Origin of the sequence: Neorhizobium sp. JUb45, assembly GCF_004343585.1 — a bacterium.
Taxonomy (GTDB): Bacteria; Pseudomonadota; Alphaproteobacteria; order Rhizobiales; family Rhizobiaceae; genus Neorhizobium.
In genome coordinates this window covers 24,814-42,924 of the sequence record NZ_SLYW01000010.1, presented here as the reverse complement: position 1 = coordinate 42,924, position 18,111 = coordinate 24,814, and the positions used below count along the sequence as shown (strand labels likewise).

The following is an 18,111-nucleotide window of genomic DNA, read 5'->3' as shown; positions in this document are numbered from 1 at the left end:
GACTTACCGATGACGCCAACTCTTTTCTCACCTCTGGATATCGGTGCCCTTCACTTGTCGCACCGGGTCGTGATGGCACCGCTGACGCGCATGCGGGCCTCATCGCCGGGGAATGTGCCGACCACACTCAACGTCGAGTATTACCGGCAGCGGACAACCGCCGGCGGCCTCATAATTGCCGAGGGTTCGCAGATTTCGCAGAAAGGCCAGGGCATGCCGGCCACCCCGGGCATCTACAGCGCTGCACAAATTGAGGGATGGCGGGCAGTCACCGACGCCGTGCACGAAAAATCGGGCCTGATCGTGCTGCAGCTCTGGCATGTCGGGAGAATTTCGCATTCCTCGCATCAGCCGAACGGCGGCCTTCCGGTTGCTCCCTCGGCGATTGCGGCGGCGGGGAATGCCTTTACGGCGAATTCCGAGCGAGTGCCCTTCGAGCAGCCGCAGGCGCTTGAGGCTACGGAAATCCCGGCCTTGATCGAGAGTTACGCGCAGGCGGCGCGCAACGCAAAGGCTGCAGGTTTTGATGGCGTCGAGATTCACGGGGCCAACGGATACCTGCTCGAACAGTTTCTGCAAAGCCGCAGCAATCACCGGGACGATAACTATGGTGGAAGCGTCGAAAACCGCAGCCGGCTTGTCCTGGAAGTGGCAGCGGCTGTGTCGGCGGAATTCGGCGCCGATCATGTCGGCATTCGCCTTTCTCCTTACGGGGTCGCAAACGACAGCGGTGAGGACGATCCCCTGCCCCTCTACACCTACCTGATATCCGAACTTGCGAAACTTGATCTCGCCTATCTCCACCTGATCGAACCCAGGGCCAGCGGAGCCGGACAAGCCGAAGTCGACCACAAGAACGTACCGTCTGCCTCGGAACTGTTCCGGCCGGTGTGGCCGAATGTGTTGATCGCAGCCGGCAACTATCGGGGCGATTCCGCCGAGACGTTGATCGCGAAAGGACATGCCGATGCTGTCGCGTTCGGGCGGCTGTTTATCGCAAATCCCGACCTTCCCGAGCGTCTCCGCCGAAATCTGGACCTCAACGCCTATGATCGGGGAACTTTCTATGGCGGCGGTCAGGAGGGATATACCGACTATCCTGCGGTCGCATCGTAGTCGGCGGCTTCTGAAGACGGAATGCGGTCCATAAAAAAAGATATTACCCATGTTTGTAGACATTCTTGAAACCCCAGTTATGTTTGCGGGCATAGAAGGCCATTCAGCCTACACAGGGATTGGACTGCGGCGAGTGCCGAGCAGGTTCGCATGCGCTCTCGTTTCGAGATTGTGCCGGGCCAACTGGCAACAGCAGCGTTACCAGGGCCGGGTGGTTCAGGCCGTGTGCTCTGGAAATCGGAAAGGACTAGCAGTGTTTGTTTCGCAAGTGAGGGGTTTGAACGGGGAGATCGTCGTGGTCTTCCGTGACGCGGAGGGGTTGACACGCTCGGTTGCGAATGCAACCAGCGTGTATGCGCTCACGATAGAAGCTGCAAACCAGTCAAGCACGCTCGCATCTGTCATCGAATTACATGGTTATGGCGACGTCATCGACCTCGAGGCCGCCTATGTTGAAGGGCGCCTCCTGCCGCCTATCACCCATCCGGACCCTGCTCATCTGCATCTGACCGGCACCGGCTTGACGCATCTCGGCTCTGCCGCCTCGCGCGACGAAATGCATAGGAAAGCCGCCCAGGATGCGGGAGGCCCCGTGACGGATTCGATGAAGATGTTTCAAATGGGTCTGGAAAACGGCAAGCCCGGAGAAGGCGAAATCGGCGTCCAGGCCGAATGGTTCTACAAGGGCAACGGTTACATCTCCGTGCCTCCGGGTTCTGCCCTCGTGTCTCCTTCCTTTGCGCTCGATGGTGGTGAAGAACCGGAACTGGCCGGCATCTATGTGATTGCCGATGACGGCCGGCCGTGGCGTATCGGCTATGCGTTGTCGAATGAGTTCTCGGACCATGTGACGGAACGGATCAACTACCTCTACCTTGCCCACTCCAAGCTGCGGCCGGCGAGCTTCGGACCCGAAATCCGTCTGGGCGTGGCGCCCGAGGACATTCGCGGAACCTCGCGTATCAAGCGCGGCAACGCCGTAATCTACGAGAAACCGTTTCTCACGGGTGAGGCAAACATGTCTCACAGCTTCGCCAACCTCGAATATCATCACTTCAAATACAAGCTCAATCGTCTTCCCGGAGACATTCAAATCCACATGTTCGGCACGGCGACACTGTCCTTTACCGACGGGGTCAGAGCCGAGGACGGCGACGTTTTTGAAATCGAGGCCGAGGGCTTCGGATTGCCGCTACGCAACACCATGAAAGTCGCGGACGAGGAGCCGATCGTTGTGGGGCAGCTCTGACGCTTTGATAGAGGCGAAAGCGTAAACCGGCCGGAGGAGGCTGCTCGCGTCTACAGCATCTGAAAACGCGCCACGCAGCCTCGGAGGACTAGAAGAGGGGCACAACGGAGAATTCACCAACAGCAGTAAATGTGGAGATGCGTCCGTCCTATCGTTGGCGCATGGAGGAAAAGACAGTGAAGAAGAAAGTCGATTGGCCCCGCAACCTTCGCTCCTACGAATGGTTCGGCGGCAAAGGCAAGAATGCCATTATGTGTCGTTCCTGGATGAAAAACCAGGGGCTTCCGGCTGACACGTTCGACGGACGCCCGATCATCGGCATCTGTAATACCTGGTCGGAATTGACGCCCTGCAACGCACACTTGCGTGATCTCGCCGAGCGGGTGAAGCGGGGCGTCTACGAGGCCGGCGGTTTCCCTGTCGAATTCCCGGTCTTCTCGACCGGCGAAAGTACGCTTCGTCCTACCGCCATGATGTTCCGCAATCTTGCGGCGATGGATGTGGAAGAGGCGATCCGCGGCAATCCGGTCGATGGCGTCGTGCTCCTTGGCGGCTGCGACAAGACGACCCCGGCGCTGCTGATGGGAGCGGCATCCGTGGATATACCTGTCATCCTCGTCTCAGGCGGCCCGATGCTGAACGGCAAGTGGCGCGGCAAGGATGTCGGCTCCGGAACCGCCATCTGGCAATTCTCCGAAATGGTGAAGACCGGCGAAATGACGATCGATGAATTCATCGATGCGGAGCAAGGCATGGCGAGGTCCGCAGGTAGCTGTATGACGATGGGCACGGCCTCGACCATGGCGTCGATGGCCGAGGCGCTCGGCATGACGTTGCCCGGAAATGCTGCAATTCCCGCAGTCGATGCCCGCCGCCGCGTTATCTCACAGCTTTCCGGCCGTCGAATCGTCGACATGGTGAAGGAGGATCTGAAACCGTCCGATATCCTGACAAAGGAGGCGTTCGAAAATGCCATCCGCGTCAACGGCGCCGTCGGCGGCTCCACGAATGCCGTCATTCATCTGCTGGCGCTTGCCGGTCGCGTCGGCGTCGATCTGTCGCTCGACGACTGGGACCGCCTCGGACGGGACGTACCCACGATCCTCGATCTGCAACCATCGGGGAAGCATTTGATGGAGGAGTTCTATTATGCCGGCGGCTTGCCGGTCGTCATCAAGTCGCTTGGCGAGATGGGCCTGTTGCACAAGCAGGCGGTCACCGTCACCGGTGAAAGCATTTGGGATAGTGTCAAGGATGCGGTCAACTACAACGACGCGGTCATTGTCCCGCGGGACAAGGCGCTCACGCAATCAGGGGGCATTGCCGTCCTGCGCGGCAACCTCGCCCCGAACGGCGCCGTCCTCAAGCCTTCGGCGGCCTCCCCTCACCTGATGAAACACAAGGGCCGAGCGGTCGTATTCGAGAGCATAGAGGATTACCACGCCCGCATTGGCGACGATGATCTCGATATCGACGAGACCTGCATCATGGTCCTCAAATACTGCGGCCCGAAAGGGTATCCTGGTATGGCGGAAGTCGGCAATCTGGGTTTGCCGCCAAAAATCCTGAAAAAAGGCATCAAGGACATGATCCGCATTTCCGATGCCCGCATGTCCGGCACCGCCTATGGCACGGTCATCCTGCACACTGCGCCGGAAGCCGCCGATGGCGGTCGCCTGGCCTTAGTCGAGAACGGCGATATGATCGCTGTCGATATTCCCGCCCGCACCATCCACCTCCACGTCTCCGACGAAGAGCTGGCGGTTCGCCGCTCGGCTTGGATAAGGCCGGAAATACCGATCACCGGCGGTTACGGCAAGCTCTACATCAATACCGTCATGCAGGCAGACCAGGGGGCAGACCTCGATTTCCTCGTGGGGACACGCGGTTCGAGGATTCCGATGGATCGCAATGGACACTGAACGATGATGTCGGCAACAGCCGATGCGCGGTCGGAGCCGGCCTGTCGCGGCTCAAGGCAATAAGCCCGGCATACACTACGGGCTCCAGATGTCATTGCTTGACCGCGGGGAACGGCCACTGAAACTGAAAAGAGGATCATAGTCATGAGCACCCGCGAGATCATTTTCGCCCATCCGGTCCGTACGGCGATCGGCGGATACAATGGCACGCTCAAGAGCGTGCCTGCCACCGAACTCGGCGCACTCGTCGTCCGAGAAACCCTGCGCCGCGCCGGGCTTCCTGGCGACGACATTGACACGCTCGTCATGGGCAACGTCATTCAGGCCGGCAACAGAATGAACCCTGCACGGCAAGCCGCCATCGGCGGCGGCCTTCCGGTTTCCGTCCCGGCGCTCACCGTCAATCGCGTCTGCGGTTCCGGCGCACAAGCGATCTTGTCCGCTGCGCTGGAAGTCTCCGCCGGCGATAGCGACGCGGCGGTTGCAGGCGGCATGGAGAACATGGACCGCGCCCCTTACCTGATGGATGGCGGACGCTGGGGCTACCGCATGGGCCCGGCCCAGATTCTCGATAGCATGCTCACCGACGGGCTCAACGACGCCTTCTCAGGCGAGCATTCCGGCTGGCATACCGAAGACCTCGCCACGAAACTGCAGATCACTCGCGAGGCGCAAGACGCCTTCGCCGCGCGCTCCCAGCAGCGTTTTGCTTCCGCCCGAGATTCAGGCCGGTTTGCCGAGGAGATCGTAGGAGTGGAAATCAAGGGTCGGAAGGGCATTGAATTATTCCAGAATGACGAAGCGCCGCGTCCCGATACGACGGTCGAGACGCTCGCAAGGCTCAAACCGGCCTTCCGCCCGGACGGGACGATAACGGCAGGAAACGCGCCGGGGCTGAACAGCGCTGCCGCCGCAATGATCATCGCCGACCGGAGTTTCGCCGAAGCAAAAGGCATCGAATCCATGGCGCGACTTGCGGGCTACGGCGTCGCCGCGGTCGAGCCTGGCCTGTTCGGCCTCGGGCCTGTTCCGGCCGTTCGCAAGGCGCTGGACAAGGCAGGATGGGCGCTTGGCAACGTTGAGCGCATCGAGATTAACGAAGCATTCGCGGCGGTCCCGATCGCGGTCGTCCAAGAACTCGGGCTTCCGGAGGATATCGTCAACGTGGAAGGCGGCGCCGTCGCGCACGGCCATCCGATCGGTGCAACAGGAGCGATCCTTACGACACGCCTTCTCCATTCGATGAAACGGGACGGGCTTTCGAAGGGGATCGTCACGCTCTGCATCGGCGGCGGACAGGGCATCGCCCTTGCGATCGAAATGCTCCGCTGATGCAAGATTTGCCGACTCAAGCTTCGTGGTGATACTTGGTCCATCAGATTAATTAGACGACAAAGGACGTGGTCAAAGTACCGATTGCAGGCGCCATGCATCCAACGCGACTACCACGTTCATTCCTGGTTTGCGCTGTTGTCGGTGGTTTACCCGGCTGCGAATGGCGCGGATGAGATCCAGTTTTCGCCAAAGCCGCTCATAGAACTCGCCACCGGCTGACAGCAGGCCACCGGTCGTACATGCACAAGGTATTCATTGTAGTCAGGAGGAGAGCATCTTGAGGTGATTTGGATCATGATCCCCAACTCAGTTAGGCGGAAATCCAAAGTTGGAGCCTGGGGGGGTGTCGTTCTCGGGTTCCTGACGCTTGCACTGGCGTTCACGGTCCGCGGGTCGCTCTCTCTGGCGATGCCTGCCTGGCAAACCGAGTTTGGCTGGTCGCGCAGCTTCATCTCAGGCATCGCCGCCGCCGCGCTGCTTGTCATAGCAGTTGTGGCCCCGTTCGCTGGCAGTTTCGTCGACCGTCGTGGGTCCCGGCCCCTTCTCGTTTTCGGGCTTGCGGCAATCGGTTCCGGTGTCGTGCTGGGCGCGTCTGCGCAAGCAGGATCGACGTCGTGGTTGCTGCCGATCGGCTTCGCCGCGATTGGCGCCCTTGGTTTCGGCACGATCGCCCAGCACGTCGTTGCGGCGGCGATCACGCAGCGGATCGAGCACAATCGTGGCCTAGCCGTCGGAATCGGCACGGCGGGCTCGACCGCCGGGCAACTTCTGTTGATGCCAGCGCTGGCGTTCTTGATGCAGAGGGGCGAGTGGCGTTTGGCTTTCCTGCTGCTCGCAGCATCCTGCTTTATACTCATTCCGGTGGCCTGGCGTGTTTTAGCGGCAGATGGAAAGACCTCCACAAGACACAGGCCTGGGCATTGGTGCACGAATAAGATTTCAACGATTGTTGTCTATGCGGTTGAGATCTTCACCAGCTTGATTGATCCCGGATGCCGCACAAACATAACGCCGCCCGCCGTCATCACATCGGTAAAATGAAATTCAAAGTGACGAACTGGGCGGAGTATGAAACGGGCCTTCGCCGCCGTGGCGGTTTAACCCTATGGATAACACCGGAGGCGCTGGCAGGCTGGGCCGCTCCACGGCGCAAGACGCGTGGTGGCCAGCCCCTCTATTCGGATCTGGCGATCGAAACCACTCTGATGCTGGGCATGGTATTCGGATTACGGTTGCGCCAGAGCGAAGGTCTTCTGAGTTCGGTGCTTGACATGATGGGATTGGACTTGCCTGTGCCCGATCACACTACGCTGAGCCGACGGGCCAAAACCTGGAAATCGTCGGCCGGAGGCGGCGAACGGTAGCGCGTGGCGGATGCGCCCATTCACGTTCTGGTCGACAGCACTGGGCTGAAGATCTATGGCGCTGGCCAATGGCTGGAAGAAAAGCATGGAACAAAGTCCCGGCGTGGCTGGAGAAAGCTGCATCTGGCTGTTGATGCCGACAGTGGCGAGATCATTGCTCATAGCCTGACAGAGCAGGAAACCGGCGATGCCTCGCAGCTGGAGCCGTTGCTGGATCAGATCGATGATGAGATTGGCCAGTTCACTGCCGATGGAGCCTATGATGGCGATCCAGGCTATGATGCTGTCCTGCGTCACAGCCCAGGCGCAAGGGTCGTCATTCCACCTCGCTCGAACGCGGTTGAAAGACCCAACGCCCAAGCGTCCTGCCAGCGAGACGATCACATCGCATCCATGCAGATCAGTGGTCGGCTGAAATGGCAGACGTCCACCGGCTATGGCAAACGGGCTTTGGCTGAAACCGCGATGGGTCGATACAAGGGCGTGATTGGGCCGCGGCTGCGTGCCCGTTCATTGCATGCGCAGCAGACTGAAGCCGCGATCGGGGTCACCATACTGAACCGAATGCTTGCGTGCGGACGCCCGAAATCCGTTCGGTGCCGTGCCTCGACAGGAGTAACCAAATAGGCGGCCCCATCAAAGACCGAATGATGACCTGTCGATGAACGCTGCACCAACGCCGGTTTCGGCAGATTAGGATTGAGCTCTCCAAGGGCTGGATGTCCCGATCGGGCGCGACCGCGCTAGATCGCGCCATCCTTTGTCGATGTTCCAGCCGACGGTCAGCTTTTGAAGGCTCCCGGGAAAACAATGTCTTGATCGACAAGGACATTAAACTTGTAGCCAGGTCGAATTTCGAGGGTCGGCTGAACATCCATGTTCCGTTGGATGGTACGATCAGCAACCCGCCCAAACGTCTCTGCGAAATTCCGCCGCGTCGCATCCGAGGCAGTATCCTGTGTCGCAAGCGTCGAGCTTTGCGGAACGGCCATGTCGATACCTGTTCCGATCAGGGCAATCAGCACCGCCGACCCGAACGTTTTCAGATAATGGTTGTTCACCTTGTCATTGAAGCCGCTATACCCCTGCGCATCCGTCCCCGACATGCCGCCGATCTGCAAAGTTGAACCGTTGGGGAAGATGATGTCGGTCCACACGACGAGAACGCGTTTCTGACCAAAAGACACCTTGCTGTCATACCGACCGAATAGTTTAGTCCCTTGCGGAATGAGCAGACGATGGCCTGTCGCGCTGTCATAGACGTGCTGGCTTACCTGCGCGGTGATCCGGCCGGGAAGGTCGGAATTGATACCGGTGATCAGCGTTGCCGGGATGACCGAGCCACGTTTGAGTTCAAAGGGCGACTGCTGGGGGACAACTCGGTTGGGCAGGTAGCCAAGCTCTTTCAGGTCGGCGTTGAAGAAGTCTTCCTTGGCGCCTTGGGCATTGGGGTCAAAGTTCTGACCACCGAGCCCGGCGCGAAGCGCTGCCGCATAAAGATCGGGGGAGCTTTCGGTGCTTGCCGGAACTGTCGCGGCTCTTGCCGCCGTGTCCGCGGTCGCATCATGCGTTTCAGCACGCCCATCCAGTTTGCCGCGATCGATGGCAAGCGGCGCATCATAGGCAGCGTTGTTCGCCTGCAGGCGGGCCATCCGCTGGCGCTGCTGCTCACGCAGAAGCTGCTCCTGTTGTTCTCGCTGAAGACGGGCACGCCAGACCCCTTCCGCTTCGAGATCCTGACCGCGCTGCTGCACCTCGCGTTGGCCTGGCTGCGGCGTGAAGGGATTGTTGGTCTTGTCTTCGGCCTGCTTTGTTTCGACCGGCGTCGGCTGGAAGGTGGTCTGCTGCTGTGGCTCGCCGATGATACCGTCGGTGACTCCGCGTTTGATCTGGTCGGCAAACGTCGAGGCGGGGTTTCCCGAACTTGTCTCCGGGCCGCTGTCCTTGCCGAAATACAATCCGCGCGAGGCGAGCCCATAACAGATGACGCCAAGAAACGTGACTGCCAAGACGGCAATGACGATGATCGGCAGACGGTTGATCCGCCGGATAGTCGATGGGGCCTGGCTGTTCGGGGCGCCGCCGAGATTGAGAGATTGCACCATACGATCCTCCCTCACCCGCGCCGCATGAGCGAGAGCGCGCTCGCTGGCGTCGCACCGTTGGCCGTTACCGTGTAGGCACGACCGAGCTCGACTCTTTTTGTCGAAAGACGGGCCAGCACCTGACCATCGACAGTCAAGATCACATAGGCGAGCTGGATGACCGTCGTGCTGCTATCTGTCTTCTGGTCGGTGACGACGGCATAACCCCATCCCTTGAGCGCCGCTTCCATCGCCTGTCCGAAGGGCGAGGTATCAGTCTTGAGCGCAACGGTCGCTTTTCCCGGCCCGATCTGTTCGGCAAGGCGGCTCACCATATCGCCGGCGATTGCGCCGGCGGCGGGGCCGGAGATTTCCGGTGGCGCGGTGCTGGTAACGAGCCCTTCTGTTCCGGTCGACTGGCATCCGGAAAGAAGGGCGGCTAGGGCGCAGGCTGCGGCAAAATTGCGGAGGCGTTGCAAGGCGCGCGAATGGGAGAGAGGGATGTTCATGACCGCCCTCCCCGCTTGATGGTGATCTTTTCCTGTTTCCAACCGACCCCCGACACGAGCACCGCGCGATCGACATGGTAATCGACGACCATCATGTCGCCCTTCATCCGGTAGTTAACGATCCGGTTCTGCCCGCCTGAGGTGACGAACAGCACGGGCGCATCCTGACCGGAAATCGAGCGGGGGAACTGGATGTAGGTTTTGAGCCCATCGGAATAAACCCGTGTAGGTCGCCAACCAGCGCTGCCCGAGACCGAATAGGAAAAGTTCAGCTGCTCGGCCGGAACGCCAGCGCCAGGGATGGTGCTTGCCTCGATCCGGGCGTTGATGTCGGCCAGCTTCGCCGAAACATCCTCCGGATATTCGAACCCGACACGGGCCATATACTGGGTCGAATGAGACTTGAGCTGGATGTGATAGGTGCGACGCGACGTTGTCACTACCATCGAGGTCACGAGACCCGGCTCCGCCGGTTTGACGATCAGGTGAATCGCCTGGCCACCGGCAGCCCCCGAAGTCGCAGGCTCGACCTTCCAGCGCACCGTGTCGCCGACGAGCACGTCTCGGACCACCTCGCCGCCCTGAAGCTCGATATCGCAGACCTGCAGCGGCGAGCAGACGACGGAGGGCTGCACCTCGCCATAGAGGAAGATCACCTTGCCGTCGGCGCCCTTGGTCACCAGCCCGCGAGAGCCGCGCCACTGTGTGGAGATGCCCATGCCTTTTGCTTCGTTGGCTGTGACGCTATCGGCAGCATATGCATACAAGGGAGCGACCACTGAAGACGCCAACAGTGCCGAGGCGAGAGCGCCCGTCAGCGTGGCCCGTGTTCTTGTGTACGGGATGATCATGTTTAGGGCCATGCCTTTCAAAGCTGTGCTGTCCAGTCGAAGTCGCGGAGATAAAGACCGATGGGGTTCAAGCGAATGACGCCCTCGTCCTGCGGCGGCGTCAGGGTCACGGTGGCGATGCCGCGGAAACGACGGACGGCGGTTTCCTTGCCGCGCCGGTCGCGCTCGAATTCAGTCCAGTCCACCTGGTAGCTCTGGTTCGACAGCGCGACGATGTTGTTCACCTCGATGGCAACGGTCGAGTTCTTCGCTTTCTCGAACGGTGAGTTGGAGCGAAACCAGGCATTGACCTTCTCAGTCGCTGGGTCGGATGTCCTCAGCAGCCCGTAGGTCCGATCGATATATTGCTTCTGGACAACCGCATCCGGCGTTACACTGCGAAAGTTCGAGACGAAGCTGCCGAGGGTCGCACGCACCACGCGCGGATCGGCATATTCGATCTGCTGCGGAAATCCGGCATTGACGGCCGTGCCGAGCTTGTCGACCTCGACGATATAGGGAACGAGCTTGACCTGCGTGCTTTGGTAGAGCGCGTAGCCGAAGCCGATCACAGCCATGGTCATGCCGGCTATGCCGACGATGCGCCATGCGGCGGCGGATCTGACATAGGATCCATAGCGCTCGTTCCATTCGTTGCGGGCGGCGATATAGGGATTGGCAAGATCGGGATTATCGAGCGGATTGTGTCCGGCCATGGCTGATCGGCCTCCAGTTATTTGGTCTCGTTAAGTGGCGGTGGTGGAGGCGATGCGGTTCGACCCGACTGCTGGTCGAGTTTGGCATTGGCAAGCCCCAGCAGCGATCCGGCATAGGCGCCGGGGGAAGCGATCGCCTTATCCTTGGCCGCTGACCCGACAGCACCTGCCGCACCACCAATCCCGGCCTCCATGCCACGCATGGCGGCACTGCCGAGGGACGCTCCCCCTGCCCTTGCCGCACTTGCAGCCTGAAAACCTCTGCTGGCTGCTGCCGTCGCCAGAAAGCCGGCACCCGCCGCAAAAGATGCGGCCTGTCCGCCGTGGCGGATTGCTTCCATGCCACCGGAAACGGAGGCGCCTTGAACGACACCCTGCAGGATTGGCGGCACATACATGGCGATGACGAAGACCACGACAGAGATGCCGGCGATCGCCAGCGTCGTGATGAACTGCTCTGATGTTGCTGTCGGTGCTTCGGCCAGGCCCAGCAGGATGTCGGAGCCAATCTTGGCGATCATGACCAGCGCCATCAGTTTCATGCCGACGGAGAAGGCGTAGACCAGATATTTGATGGCAAAATCCTTGGTATAGGACGTACCGCCCAACCCGAGCATGATCATGCCGGCGAGCAAGCCGACATACATTTCCACCATCACCGAGACGAAGATCGCGGCAACGAGCGAGAAGCAGACGACGACCACGACCATGGCGAAGACGGCGGCGATCGCCAGGGAGTTATCCTCGAAGAGGCCAAACTTCGCCTGTTCCGACATCTTGGTCGCGACACGAATGCCGGCGTCAAAAATGTTGGCGGGGGAGGCCGACCCACCGCCGGCACCGATCTGGTAGAGACTGTCGACCACGGCCTTGGCGAAGGCCGGCCCCCGATCGAGGATGAAGGCAAATAGCCCGATGAACATGATGCGCTTCACGAGTTCCGCGAACCAGCTGTCGAGCGAGGCAGCGTTAATTGCCAGCCATACTGCGGCAATGCCGACCTCGATTCCGGCAAGGATCCAGAACAACGACCGCGCCGCATTCATGACCGTCGCCTCCCAGCCCTTGGCGGCCGCAACGACGGAGTTCTCCAGGGTCGTCAGCACTTGACCCTGCTGCGCCAAGGCCGGCGTGCTCGCTATCAGGACGAGGCCGATCGCGACGAAGGCGAGCTCCACGCGCCGGGAGGGATGAACGATCACCATCTCGGCTTCATCTCCTGGCCACTGCCAATGTCGCGCTCGGCGTTGCCGCCAAAGAACTTTTCCCGGTGAGCCCGGCGGTCTGCGTCTGATGCAGCTTGCGGTGAGGCTTCGCCCGTTCCGGACAGGGCTGCTGGAGGTGGCTGGACGATCCACCTGGCAATGCTTACGCCGGACGCGATGATCCCCACGACAACGAGGATGATGACAAGGCGCGGGCTCACCAGCGGGGCTCCATCGTCTGCCCGCCACGGATATCATGCTCGCTTCCGCTAAAGAATTTTTCCCGGCGCGCCTGAGCGAGATCCTTTTGCGCCTGTTCCGAGTGAAACCACGTGCCCATCATCGTCATCTGCTGAGAGACGAGACCCCGCAGTTTTTGCATCTGCGCGACCTGCTGGGCGGCGATCTGGTGTCCAACCTGCAGCGCCTTCATCTGCCCGTCGGCTGATTCCGACATCGAGCGCAGCGATGACATCGTGCTTTCCTCGCTCGAGAACTGGTCGGCCGTCAGGTTTGCGGCCTTCAAAGTGCCCCCGATCGTATCGCGGTTGGTGTCGGACCAGTTCTGATAGGTGGACGAGAAGCCTGCCCCGTCGGGCAGGTTGCTTTTCATCTCGGCGAAGCTTTGGAAACGCTGCTTGAGCACGTCGTCGATATTGCCCATCGAGAAGGCGACCCCCTGCCCCTGCTCCACGACGTTCTGCAGGTTCTTCAGGTCATTCTCGACCTGACCCCAGATGTGGCTCGGCAATTGCGCTGTGTTCTGCAGCATATTGTTGTAGATGTTGATCTGGTTCTGGATCTGCTCGGCAAGCTGCGAGATCTGGGTAATCTGGTTGTTGACCTGTTCGGCCGACTTGCCCACGAGGGAAATCAGTTCGGTATTGTTGGCGATCTGGGTCCATTCGGTCGCTTGGCCTGTCACGCCGCCAGCATGAACTGAAGCCGGAGACATGGCGGGTATAATGACGGCTGCTATGGCAGTGGCCCACACGATATTATTCAGTCGGAAAAAATGTCTCGGCATGGGCGATCCCCCTTTGCTGGAGCCAGTGAAGAGGCCATGCGGCCCCGTGTTCGGAGTGCAGGCTACGGATGCGCTTGAGGTCTTCCTTGCCAGTCGCCCCGACAAACGAGAGCGCGACCGGACCGAGCGCCATGTTGAAGAGCCTCCGGCCTCCCGGCGAGACGACGTAGTATTCACGCTTGGGAATTGCAGTTGCGACGATCTCGATCTGCCGCTCGTTGAAGCCGATGCGCTCATAGAACTCCCGCGTGCCCGGTTCGCGTGCCGCCCCGTTTGGCAGGCAAATCTTGGTCGGGCAGCTCTCCTTCAGCACATCGATGATGCCGGACCGCTCCGCGTCGGAGATCGACTGGGTGGCGAGCACGACAGCACAATTGGCCTTGCGCAGCACCTTCAGCCATTCGCGGATCTTGTCCCGAAACACCGGATGGCCGAGCATCAACCAGGCCTCGTCGAGAATGATCAGGCTAGGCGCGCCGGTCAGGCGTTTCTCGATGCGCCGAAACAGGTAGGTGAGAACGGGGACGAGATTGCGCTCGCCCATGTTCATCAGTTCCTCGATCTCGAAGCACTGGAACGCGCCAAGCGCCAGGCCGTCCTGCTCGGCATCGAGCAACTGGCCCATCGGGCCGTCGACGGTGTAGTGATGCAGAGCGTCCTTGATTTCGCGCATCTGCACGCCGGAAACGAAATCTGACAGCGAGCGGCCACGGGATTCCGCCATCAGCGACAACTGCCTGGAGATGGCGTTGCGATAGTCCGGGGTGATGGTCACACCTTGCAGCGCCACCAGCATCTCGATCCACTCGGAGGCCCAGGCGCGGTCGCCGTCGGTCGACAGTTCAGCGAGCGGGCAAAATGCAAGCGCCTTCACCTCACCACCAGCCGACGGGCCGATATCGCCGCCGATCTGGTAGTGATCACCGTCGATGCCCATCGTCAGCGGCAGCATCGAGCCGCCCTTGTCGAAGGCGAACACCTGCGCATCGGCATAACGTCGGAACTGGGCGGCAACCAGCGCCAGCAGCGTCGACTTTCCCGACCCGGTCGGGCCGAAGATCAGCGTATGGCCGACATCTTCGACATGCAGGTTGAGCCGGAACGGCGTCGATCCGGAGGCCACCTGCATCAGCGGCGGCGACGCCGGCGGATAGAACGGGCAAGGTGCTACTGGACTGCCCGACCAGACGGAATTGAGCGGGATGAGGTCGGCTAGATTGCGGGTATTGATCAACGGCTCGCGGATATTGGCGTAGGAGACGCCTGGAAGACTGCCGAGAAACGCATCCGTGGCGTTCAACGTCTCGATACGTGCGCCAAAACCTTCGGCCTGGATCAGCCGGCGGATAGCTTCGCACTTTTCCTGGAGGCGACCTGAGTCTTCTTCGAAAATGACGATGACCGGTGTGTAATAGCCATAGGCGACGAGCTGCGAGGAGGCTTCGGCAATAGCGTCTTCGGTTTCCGCCACCATCAGCATGGCGTCCTGATCGACAGAGCGGCTCTGGGTTTGGAAAAGCTGATCGAAGAACGGTCGTACTTTCTGCTGCCACTTCTTCCGAGTGCGCTCGAGCCTTGCCCTTGCTTCCTCAGTATCGAGGAAGACGAAGCGGGAAGACCAACGATAGGTGAGCGGCATCCGGTCGAGCGTATTGAGAATGCCCGGCCAGCTTTCGGCCGGGAGGCCATCGATCGCGACCACACCGAGAAACCGGTTCTCGACCATTGGGGTCAGGCCATGCTGCAACTCGGCCGTCACCAGCCAGTCGAGATACATTGGGATGTCTGGTAGGCGCACCGGATGGTTCTCTCCGGTCACGCAGAAGCGAATGAACTGAAAGAGCTCGTCGTAGCGTGCGACGCGGAACCCACCGCGATCCGACGTTTCCCGCGTCATCATCCGGCGGATCGACACGACATTGGCGAGATACTGTTCGACCTCGCGGATCGAGGTGAGGAAACTCTCGAGTGCCTTGTCGGCATAGGTGGCTGAACGGCTGGCCGCATCCGAATAGACATACCGCGTCAGCCCGGAGCGCCGTGGCTCCGGTGGCCGCCAGGTCAGGATCAGAGCATGCCGGCTCTCAAAATGCCCCTTCTCCTTCTGGAAATGCATCCGCCGCTCGTCGTCGATGGCGCGCGTGACCGGATCGGGAAAATGGGATTCAGTCTCGGTCGGGTAATCGCTAGTTGGCACCCTGATAGCCTCGACCTGTATCATCCATCCCGAGCCCAGCCGCGACAAGATGGCATTGATCTGTCGCGACACCTCGTTGCGCTCGGCGTCCGTCGAGCTTTCGCTATCCGGCCCGGCAAAGTACCAGCCGGCCATCAGCGAACCGTCTTTCAGCAGGATAACGCCATTGTCGACCAACCCGGCATAGGGCACCAGATCGGCAAAGGACGGTCCGGAGTGGCGGAATGATTTGAGGGCGACCATCTGAAATCCTCAGAACTTGCGCCACGGCGAAGAGGTCGCGCGGTAGAACGTCTTGTAGGAAATATGCCGGAGGTAGACCCGGCGCATCAGTGGATCGGATTTGGCCATCATGCGCAGCGCCGCGACTGCGACCAGCCAGATCGCAATGCCGAATAGTGCCGCGTACCAGGTCAGGACAACGAAGATCAGGATGATGGCGGCCAGCGCCGTCAGCAGCACGAGCTCGCGGTCTGCGCCCATCAACAGGTTCGGACGCGATAACGCCCTGTGCACACGCGACCGTGCCAGAGAGGAGCCGGCCTCAGCCATGAGCCCCCTCCCCCGCTATGGCCGGCCTCATCCTCGGTTCGGGAGTTCCTTGCTCGGCCTGTGCGTGGCCCTCGCCGATGGAGGCTCCGGTCGCACCGAAGAGAGCAACGATCTGGGTAGCACCGAGGAGTACCCCGCCCACCAGCGCGACATAGCAAAGCCGTCGCGCGAAATCATTCAGCTCGCCTCCGAAGATCAGCATGGCGCCTGCAATGGCGACAGCGGCCAGTGCAATGAACCCGGCGACAGGTCCGGTGATAGATTGCTGGATCTGCTGCAGCGGCGATTCCCAGGGAAGACCGCCGCCGCCCGATGAGGCCAGCGCCGGTTCTGCAAGACCGACTGAGACGGCGACTAGCGCCGCGCAGGTGAGTAAAATATTGGTTCTACGCGACATGGCTGTCCTCATCGATTTGGGCATAATGTTCGGTCTGGTAGCGGCCGTTGCGGTATCCTTCGATGTGGATCACCTCACGGACCCGCCTTCCCTTCCCCGTTCGCTCAATAGAGACGACGAGATCGACGGCCTCGCCGATCACGTCCTGCATCGGCTGCTGGCTGGCTTCTGCCGTCAATTGCTCTAGCCGGCGCAAGGCCGACATCGCCGTGTTGGAATGGATCGTGGTGACGCCGCCGGGATGTCCGGTATTCCAGGCCTTGAGCAGCGTCAGTGCCGCGCCGTCGCGGACCTCGCCAACGATGATGCGATCCGGACGCAGGCGCATCGTGCTCTTGAGCAGACGCGCCATGTCGATGGTATCGCTCGTGTGCAGCGACACGGCATTCTCGGCCGCGCATTGGATTTCTGCCGTGTCTTCGAGGATAACCATCCGATCGTCAGGGACAGCCGCCACAATCTCGGCGATGATGGCGTTGGCAAGCGTCGTTTTTCCGGACCCGGTGCCCCCGGAGATGACGATATTCATCCGAGCGTCGATCGCGCTTCGAATCGCCGATGCCTGAGCCTCGGTCATCACCTTCGACTTCACGTATTCTGTCAGTGGAATGAGACGCGAGGCGCGACGGCGTATGGTGAATGCTGGTCCGGAGACCACCGGTGGCAGCAGCCCCTCGAAGCGGTGTCCGCCAATCGGAAGTTCGCCCGAGATGATGGGCCTCTCGTCGTCGGCCTCCGACTGCAGGGCATGCGCAACACTGCCGATGACAACTTCGGCTGCGGCGGTGCTCATTGCGCCGGCCGGTGCGACGCCGTGCCCCAGCCGTTCGATGAACAGCCGGCCGTCCGGATTGAGCATGATCTCAACCACCGTCGCGTCATCGAGGGCGATGCAGAGTTGGTCGCCAAGTGCATCCTGCAGTTTGCGGACCAGGCGGGGATGGGAGCGGAGTTGGGTCACGCAGCGCTCCTGAGCAATGACCCATCGATCTGCGAGGTCGAATGGAAACCCTGCGGGCAAACCTGCTCAAAGCTGCTAAGGTCGGCCGGCAGGCTTCCAGCGATAGCGATGGTGTTACCAATCGTGGCCGGTTCACCGAGACGCTGCATCGGCCATCCCGCTCGCTTCAGGATGCGCTCGAAGCGGAGATCGGTAGCCGTGACGATCTCGCTGTAGCCGCTCGCCATCGACCATTCGATGATACCGGCGAACAAGGTGAGCGTCGCAAGATGCAGTTGGCTTGCCCCCCTCTGCGAGGCAGGTGAGGTATCGACGCAGAAGCGTGAACTCTCGACCATCCCAGAATGAGGGCGAAGTGAACTTGCATTGAGAAGCTGGGGGAAGGTCTGCTCCAGCATTGTGGGACCGGAAGCTGGAAGGAGACGAACGCAACCTGCGACGTTTCCACCGTCGGCAATTGCCAGAAGATAAGTCGGTCTGCAATCATCGTACTGGTCACGCTCTTCTCCCGCGGTGATGGAGACGTCCCATGCGAGACGTCCGCCAAATACCATCGCGCGAAGACGGTGCATCTGTCTCAGGTCATTGCGATGGCGCTCGTATTGGTCGGGTGCGACGGTCAATATCCGCATGATGATCTCCGCTTG

Annotated in this window: 17 protein-coding genes and 1 pseudogene; 6 read left to right on the top strand and 12 right to left on the bottom strand. The window is 60.7% G+C overall.

The annotated features are described in order from the left end of the window. Nucleotides 1–9 precede the first annotated feature (9 nt). The 6 genes and pseudogenes from EDF70_RS25230 (at nt 10) to EDF70_RS25205 (ending at nt 7,613) form a co-directional block, all read left to right on the top strand. On the top strand, nt 10–1,116 hold the full coding sequence (locus EDF70_RS25230) for an alkene reductase (RefSeq protein WP_132279468.1): 1,107 nt from the start codon (nt 10–12) through the stop codon (nt 1,114–1,116). Between the two features lie 253 nt (nt 1,117–1,369). Then, nucleotides 1,370–2,365 carry an AraD1 family protein gene (gene araD1 / locus EDF70_RS25225; protein ID WP_132279465.1) on the top strand — a complete coding sequence of 332 codons (996 nt, stop codon included), beginning with the start codon at nt 1,370–1,372 and terminating at the stop codon, nt 2,363–2,365. 176 nt (nt 2,366–2,541) lie between these two features. After that, complete coding sequence (araD, locus tag EDF70_RS25220; protein WP_132279462.1) at nt 2,542–4,287, top strand: L-arabinonate dehydratase; 1,746 nt, start codon at nt 2,542–2,544, stop codon at nt 4,285–4,287. 144 nt (nt 4,288–4,431) lie between these two features. After that, a complete protein-coding gene (locus EDF70_RS25215) occupies nt 4,432–5,619 on the top strand; it encodes an acetyl-CoA C-acyltransferase (protein WP_132279458.1) in 1,188 nt (395 codons plus the stop codon). Between the two features lie 297 nt (nt 5,620–5,916). Next, a complete protein-coding gene (locus EDF70_RS25210) occupies nt 5,917–6,663 on the top strand; it encodes an MFS transporter (RefSeq protein ID WP_132279455.1) in 747 nt (248 codons plus the stop codon). Further along, a pseudogene (locus tag EDF70_RS25205) lies at nt 6,615–7,613 on the top strand (IS5 family transposase). The gene EDF70_RS25210 and the pseudogene EDF70_RS25205 overlap by 49 nt, the downstream one beginning before the upstream one ends. 155 nt (nt 7,614–7,768) lie before the next feature. Here EDF70_RS25205 and trbI read toward each other — a convergent pair. From trbI to EDF70_RS25145, 12 genes are read right to left on the bottom strand one after another with little or no spacing between them, the layout of a single operon-like run. After that, nucleotides 7,769–9,091, bottom strand: coding sequence for an IncP-type conjugal transfer protein TrbI (trbI, locus tag EDF70_RS25200; protein WP_132279452.1), 1,323 nt, complete (start codon nt 9,089–9,091; stop codon nt 7,769–7,771). A gap of 11 nt (nt 9,092–9,102) precedes the next feature. Then, a complete protein-coding gene (trbH, locus tag EDF70_RS25195; protein ID WP_132279449.1) occupies nt 9,103–9,579 on the bottom strand; it encodes a conjugal transfer protein TrbH in 477 nt (158 codons plus the stop codon). Continuing rightward, nucleotides 9,576–10,430, bottom strand: coding sequence for a P-type conjugative transfer protein TrbG (gene trbG / locus EDF70_RS25190; RefSeq protein WP_132279754.1), 855 nt, complete (start codon nt 10,428–10,430; stop codon nt 9,576–9,578). Before trbG ends, trbH begins: the two co-directional genes overlap by 4 nt. 17 nt (nt 10,431–10,447) lie before the next feature. Further along, a complete protein-coding gene (locus EDF70_RS25185; RefSeq protein WP_132279446.1) occupies nt 10,448–11,125 on the bottom strand; it encodes a conjugal transfer protein TrbF in 678 nt (225 codons plus the stop codon). 17 nt (nt 11,126–11,142) lie between these two features. Then, a complete protein-coding gene (trbL, locus tag EDF70_RS25180) occupies nt 11,143–12,330 on the bottom strand; it encodes a P-type conjugative transfer protein TrbL (protein ID WP_132279443.1) in 1,188 nt (395 codons plus the stop codon). Further along, a complete protein-coding gene (gene trbK / locus EDF70_RS25175; protein ID WP_132279440.1) occupies nt 12,324–12,551 on the bottom strand; it encodes an entry exclusion protein TrbK in 228 nt (75 codons plus the stop codon). The genes trbL and trbK overlap by 7 nt, the downstream gene beginning before the upstream one ends. After that, the gene (gene trbJ / locus EDF70_RS25170; protein WP_132279437.1) at nt 12,548–13,357 is read right to left on the bottom strand and encodes a P-type conjugative transfer protein TrbJ; all 810 of its coding nucleotides are present in this window, start codon (nt 13,355–13,357) and stop codon (nt 12,548–12,550) included. The genes trbK and trbJ overlap by 4 nt, the downstream gene beginning before the upstream one ends. Beyond that, nucleotides 13,329–15,797, bottom strand: coding sequence for a conjugal transfer protein TrbE (locus tag EDF70_RS25165; protein ID WP_132279434.1), 2,469 nt, complete (start codon nt 15,795–15,797; stop codon nt 13,329–13,331). The genes trbJ and EDF70_RS25165 overlap by 29 nt, the downstream gene beginning before the upstream one ends. Nucleotides 15,798–15,806: 9 nt before the next feature. Then, nucleotides 15,807–16,106, bottom strand: a complete 300-nt coding sequence (locus EDF70_RS25160) for a conjugal transfer protein TrbD (protein WP_080867871.1) — start codon at nt 16,104–16,106, stop codon at nt 15,807–15,809. Further along, nucleotides 16,099–16,503, bottom strand: a complete 405-nt coding sequence (gene trbC, locus EDF70_RS25155) for a conjugal transfer pilin TrbC (protein WP_132279431.1) — start codon at nt 16,501–16,503, stop codon at nt 16,099–16,101. Before trbC ends, EDF70_RS25160 begins: the two co-directional genes overlap by 8 nt. Continuing rightward, nucleotides 16,493–17,464 (bottom strand): P-type conjugative transfer ATPase TrbB, encoded by a 972-nt coding sequence (gene trbB / locus EDF70_RS25150; protein ID WP_132279428.1) that lies wholly within the window; start codon nt 17,462–17,464, stop codon nt 16,493–16,495. The genes trbC and trbB overlap by 11 nt, the downstream gene beginning before the upstream one ends. Then, entirely contained in the window at nt 17,461–18,096 is a 636-nt protein-coding gene (locus EDF70_RS25145; RefSeq protein ID WP_132279425.1) for an acyl-homoserine-lactone synthase, read from the bottom strand. The genes trbB and EDF70_RS25145 overlap by 4 nt, the downstream gene beginning before the upstream one ends. Nucleotides 18,097–18,111 lie beyond the last annotated feature (15 nt).

What these genes read in the sequence shown, in the direction of transcription:
- EDF70_RS25215 (WP_132279458.1), top strand. Translation starts at nt 4,432, where the DNA reads ATGAGCACCCGCGAGATCATTTTCGCCCATCCGGTCCGTACGGCGATC.
- EDF70_RS25185 (WP_132279446.1), bottom strand. Translation starts at nt 11,125, where the DNA reads ATGGCCGGACACAATCCGCTCGATAATCCCGATCTTGCCAATCCCTAT.
- EDF70_RS25145 (WP_132279425.1), bottom strand. Translation starts at nt 18,096, where the DNA reads ATGCGGATATTGACCGTCGCACCCGACCAATACGAGCGCCATCGCAAT.
- EDF70_RS25210 (WP_132279455.1), top strand. Translation starts at nt 5,917, where the DNA reads ATGATCCCCAACTCAGTTAGGCGGAAATCCAAAGTTGGAGCCTGGGGG.
- EDF70_RS25165 (WP_132279434.1), bottom strand. Translation starts at nt 15,797, where the DNA reads ATGGTCGCCCTCAAATCATTCCGCCACTCCGGACCGTCCTTTGCCGAT.
- EDF70_RS25230 (WP_132279468.1), top strand. Translation starts at nt 10, where the DNA reads ATGACGCCAACTCTTTTCTCACCTCTGGATATCGGTGCCCTTCACTTG.
- EDF70_RS25160 (WP_080867871.1), bottom strand. Translation starts at nt 16,106, where the DNA reads ATGGCTGAGGCCGGCTCCTCTCTGGCACGGTCGCGTGTGCACAGGGCG.
- trbL (WP_132279443.1), bottom strand. Translation starts at nt 12,330, where the DNA reads ATGGTGATCGTTCATCCCTCCCGGCGCGTGGAGCTCGCCTTCGTCGCG.
- trbI (WP_132279452.1), bottom strand. Translation starts at nt 9,091, where the DNA reads ATGGTGCAATCTCTCAATCTCGGCGGCGCCCCGAACAGCCAGGCCCCA.
- trbH (WP_132279449.1), bottom strand. Translation starts at nt 9,579, where the DNA reads ATGAACATCCCTCTCTCCCATTCGCGCGCCTTGCAACGCCTCCGCAAT.
- trbC (WP_132279431.1), bottom strand. Translation starts at nt 16,503, where the DNA reads ATGTCGCGTAGAACCAATATTTTACTCACCTGCGCGGCGCTAGTCGCC.
- trbJ (WP_132279437.1), bottom strand. Translation starts at nt 13,357, where the DNA reads ATGCCGAGACATTTTTTCCGACTGAATAATATCGTGTGGGCCACTGCC.
- trbG (WP_132279754.1), bottom strand. Translation starts at nt 10,430, where the DNA reads ATGATCATCCCGTACACAAGAACACGGGCCACGCTGACGGGCGCTCTC.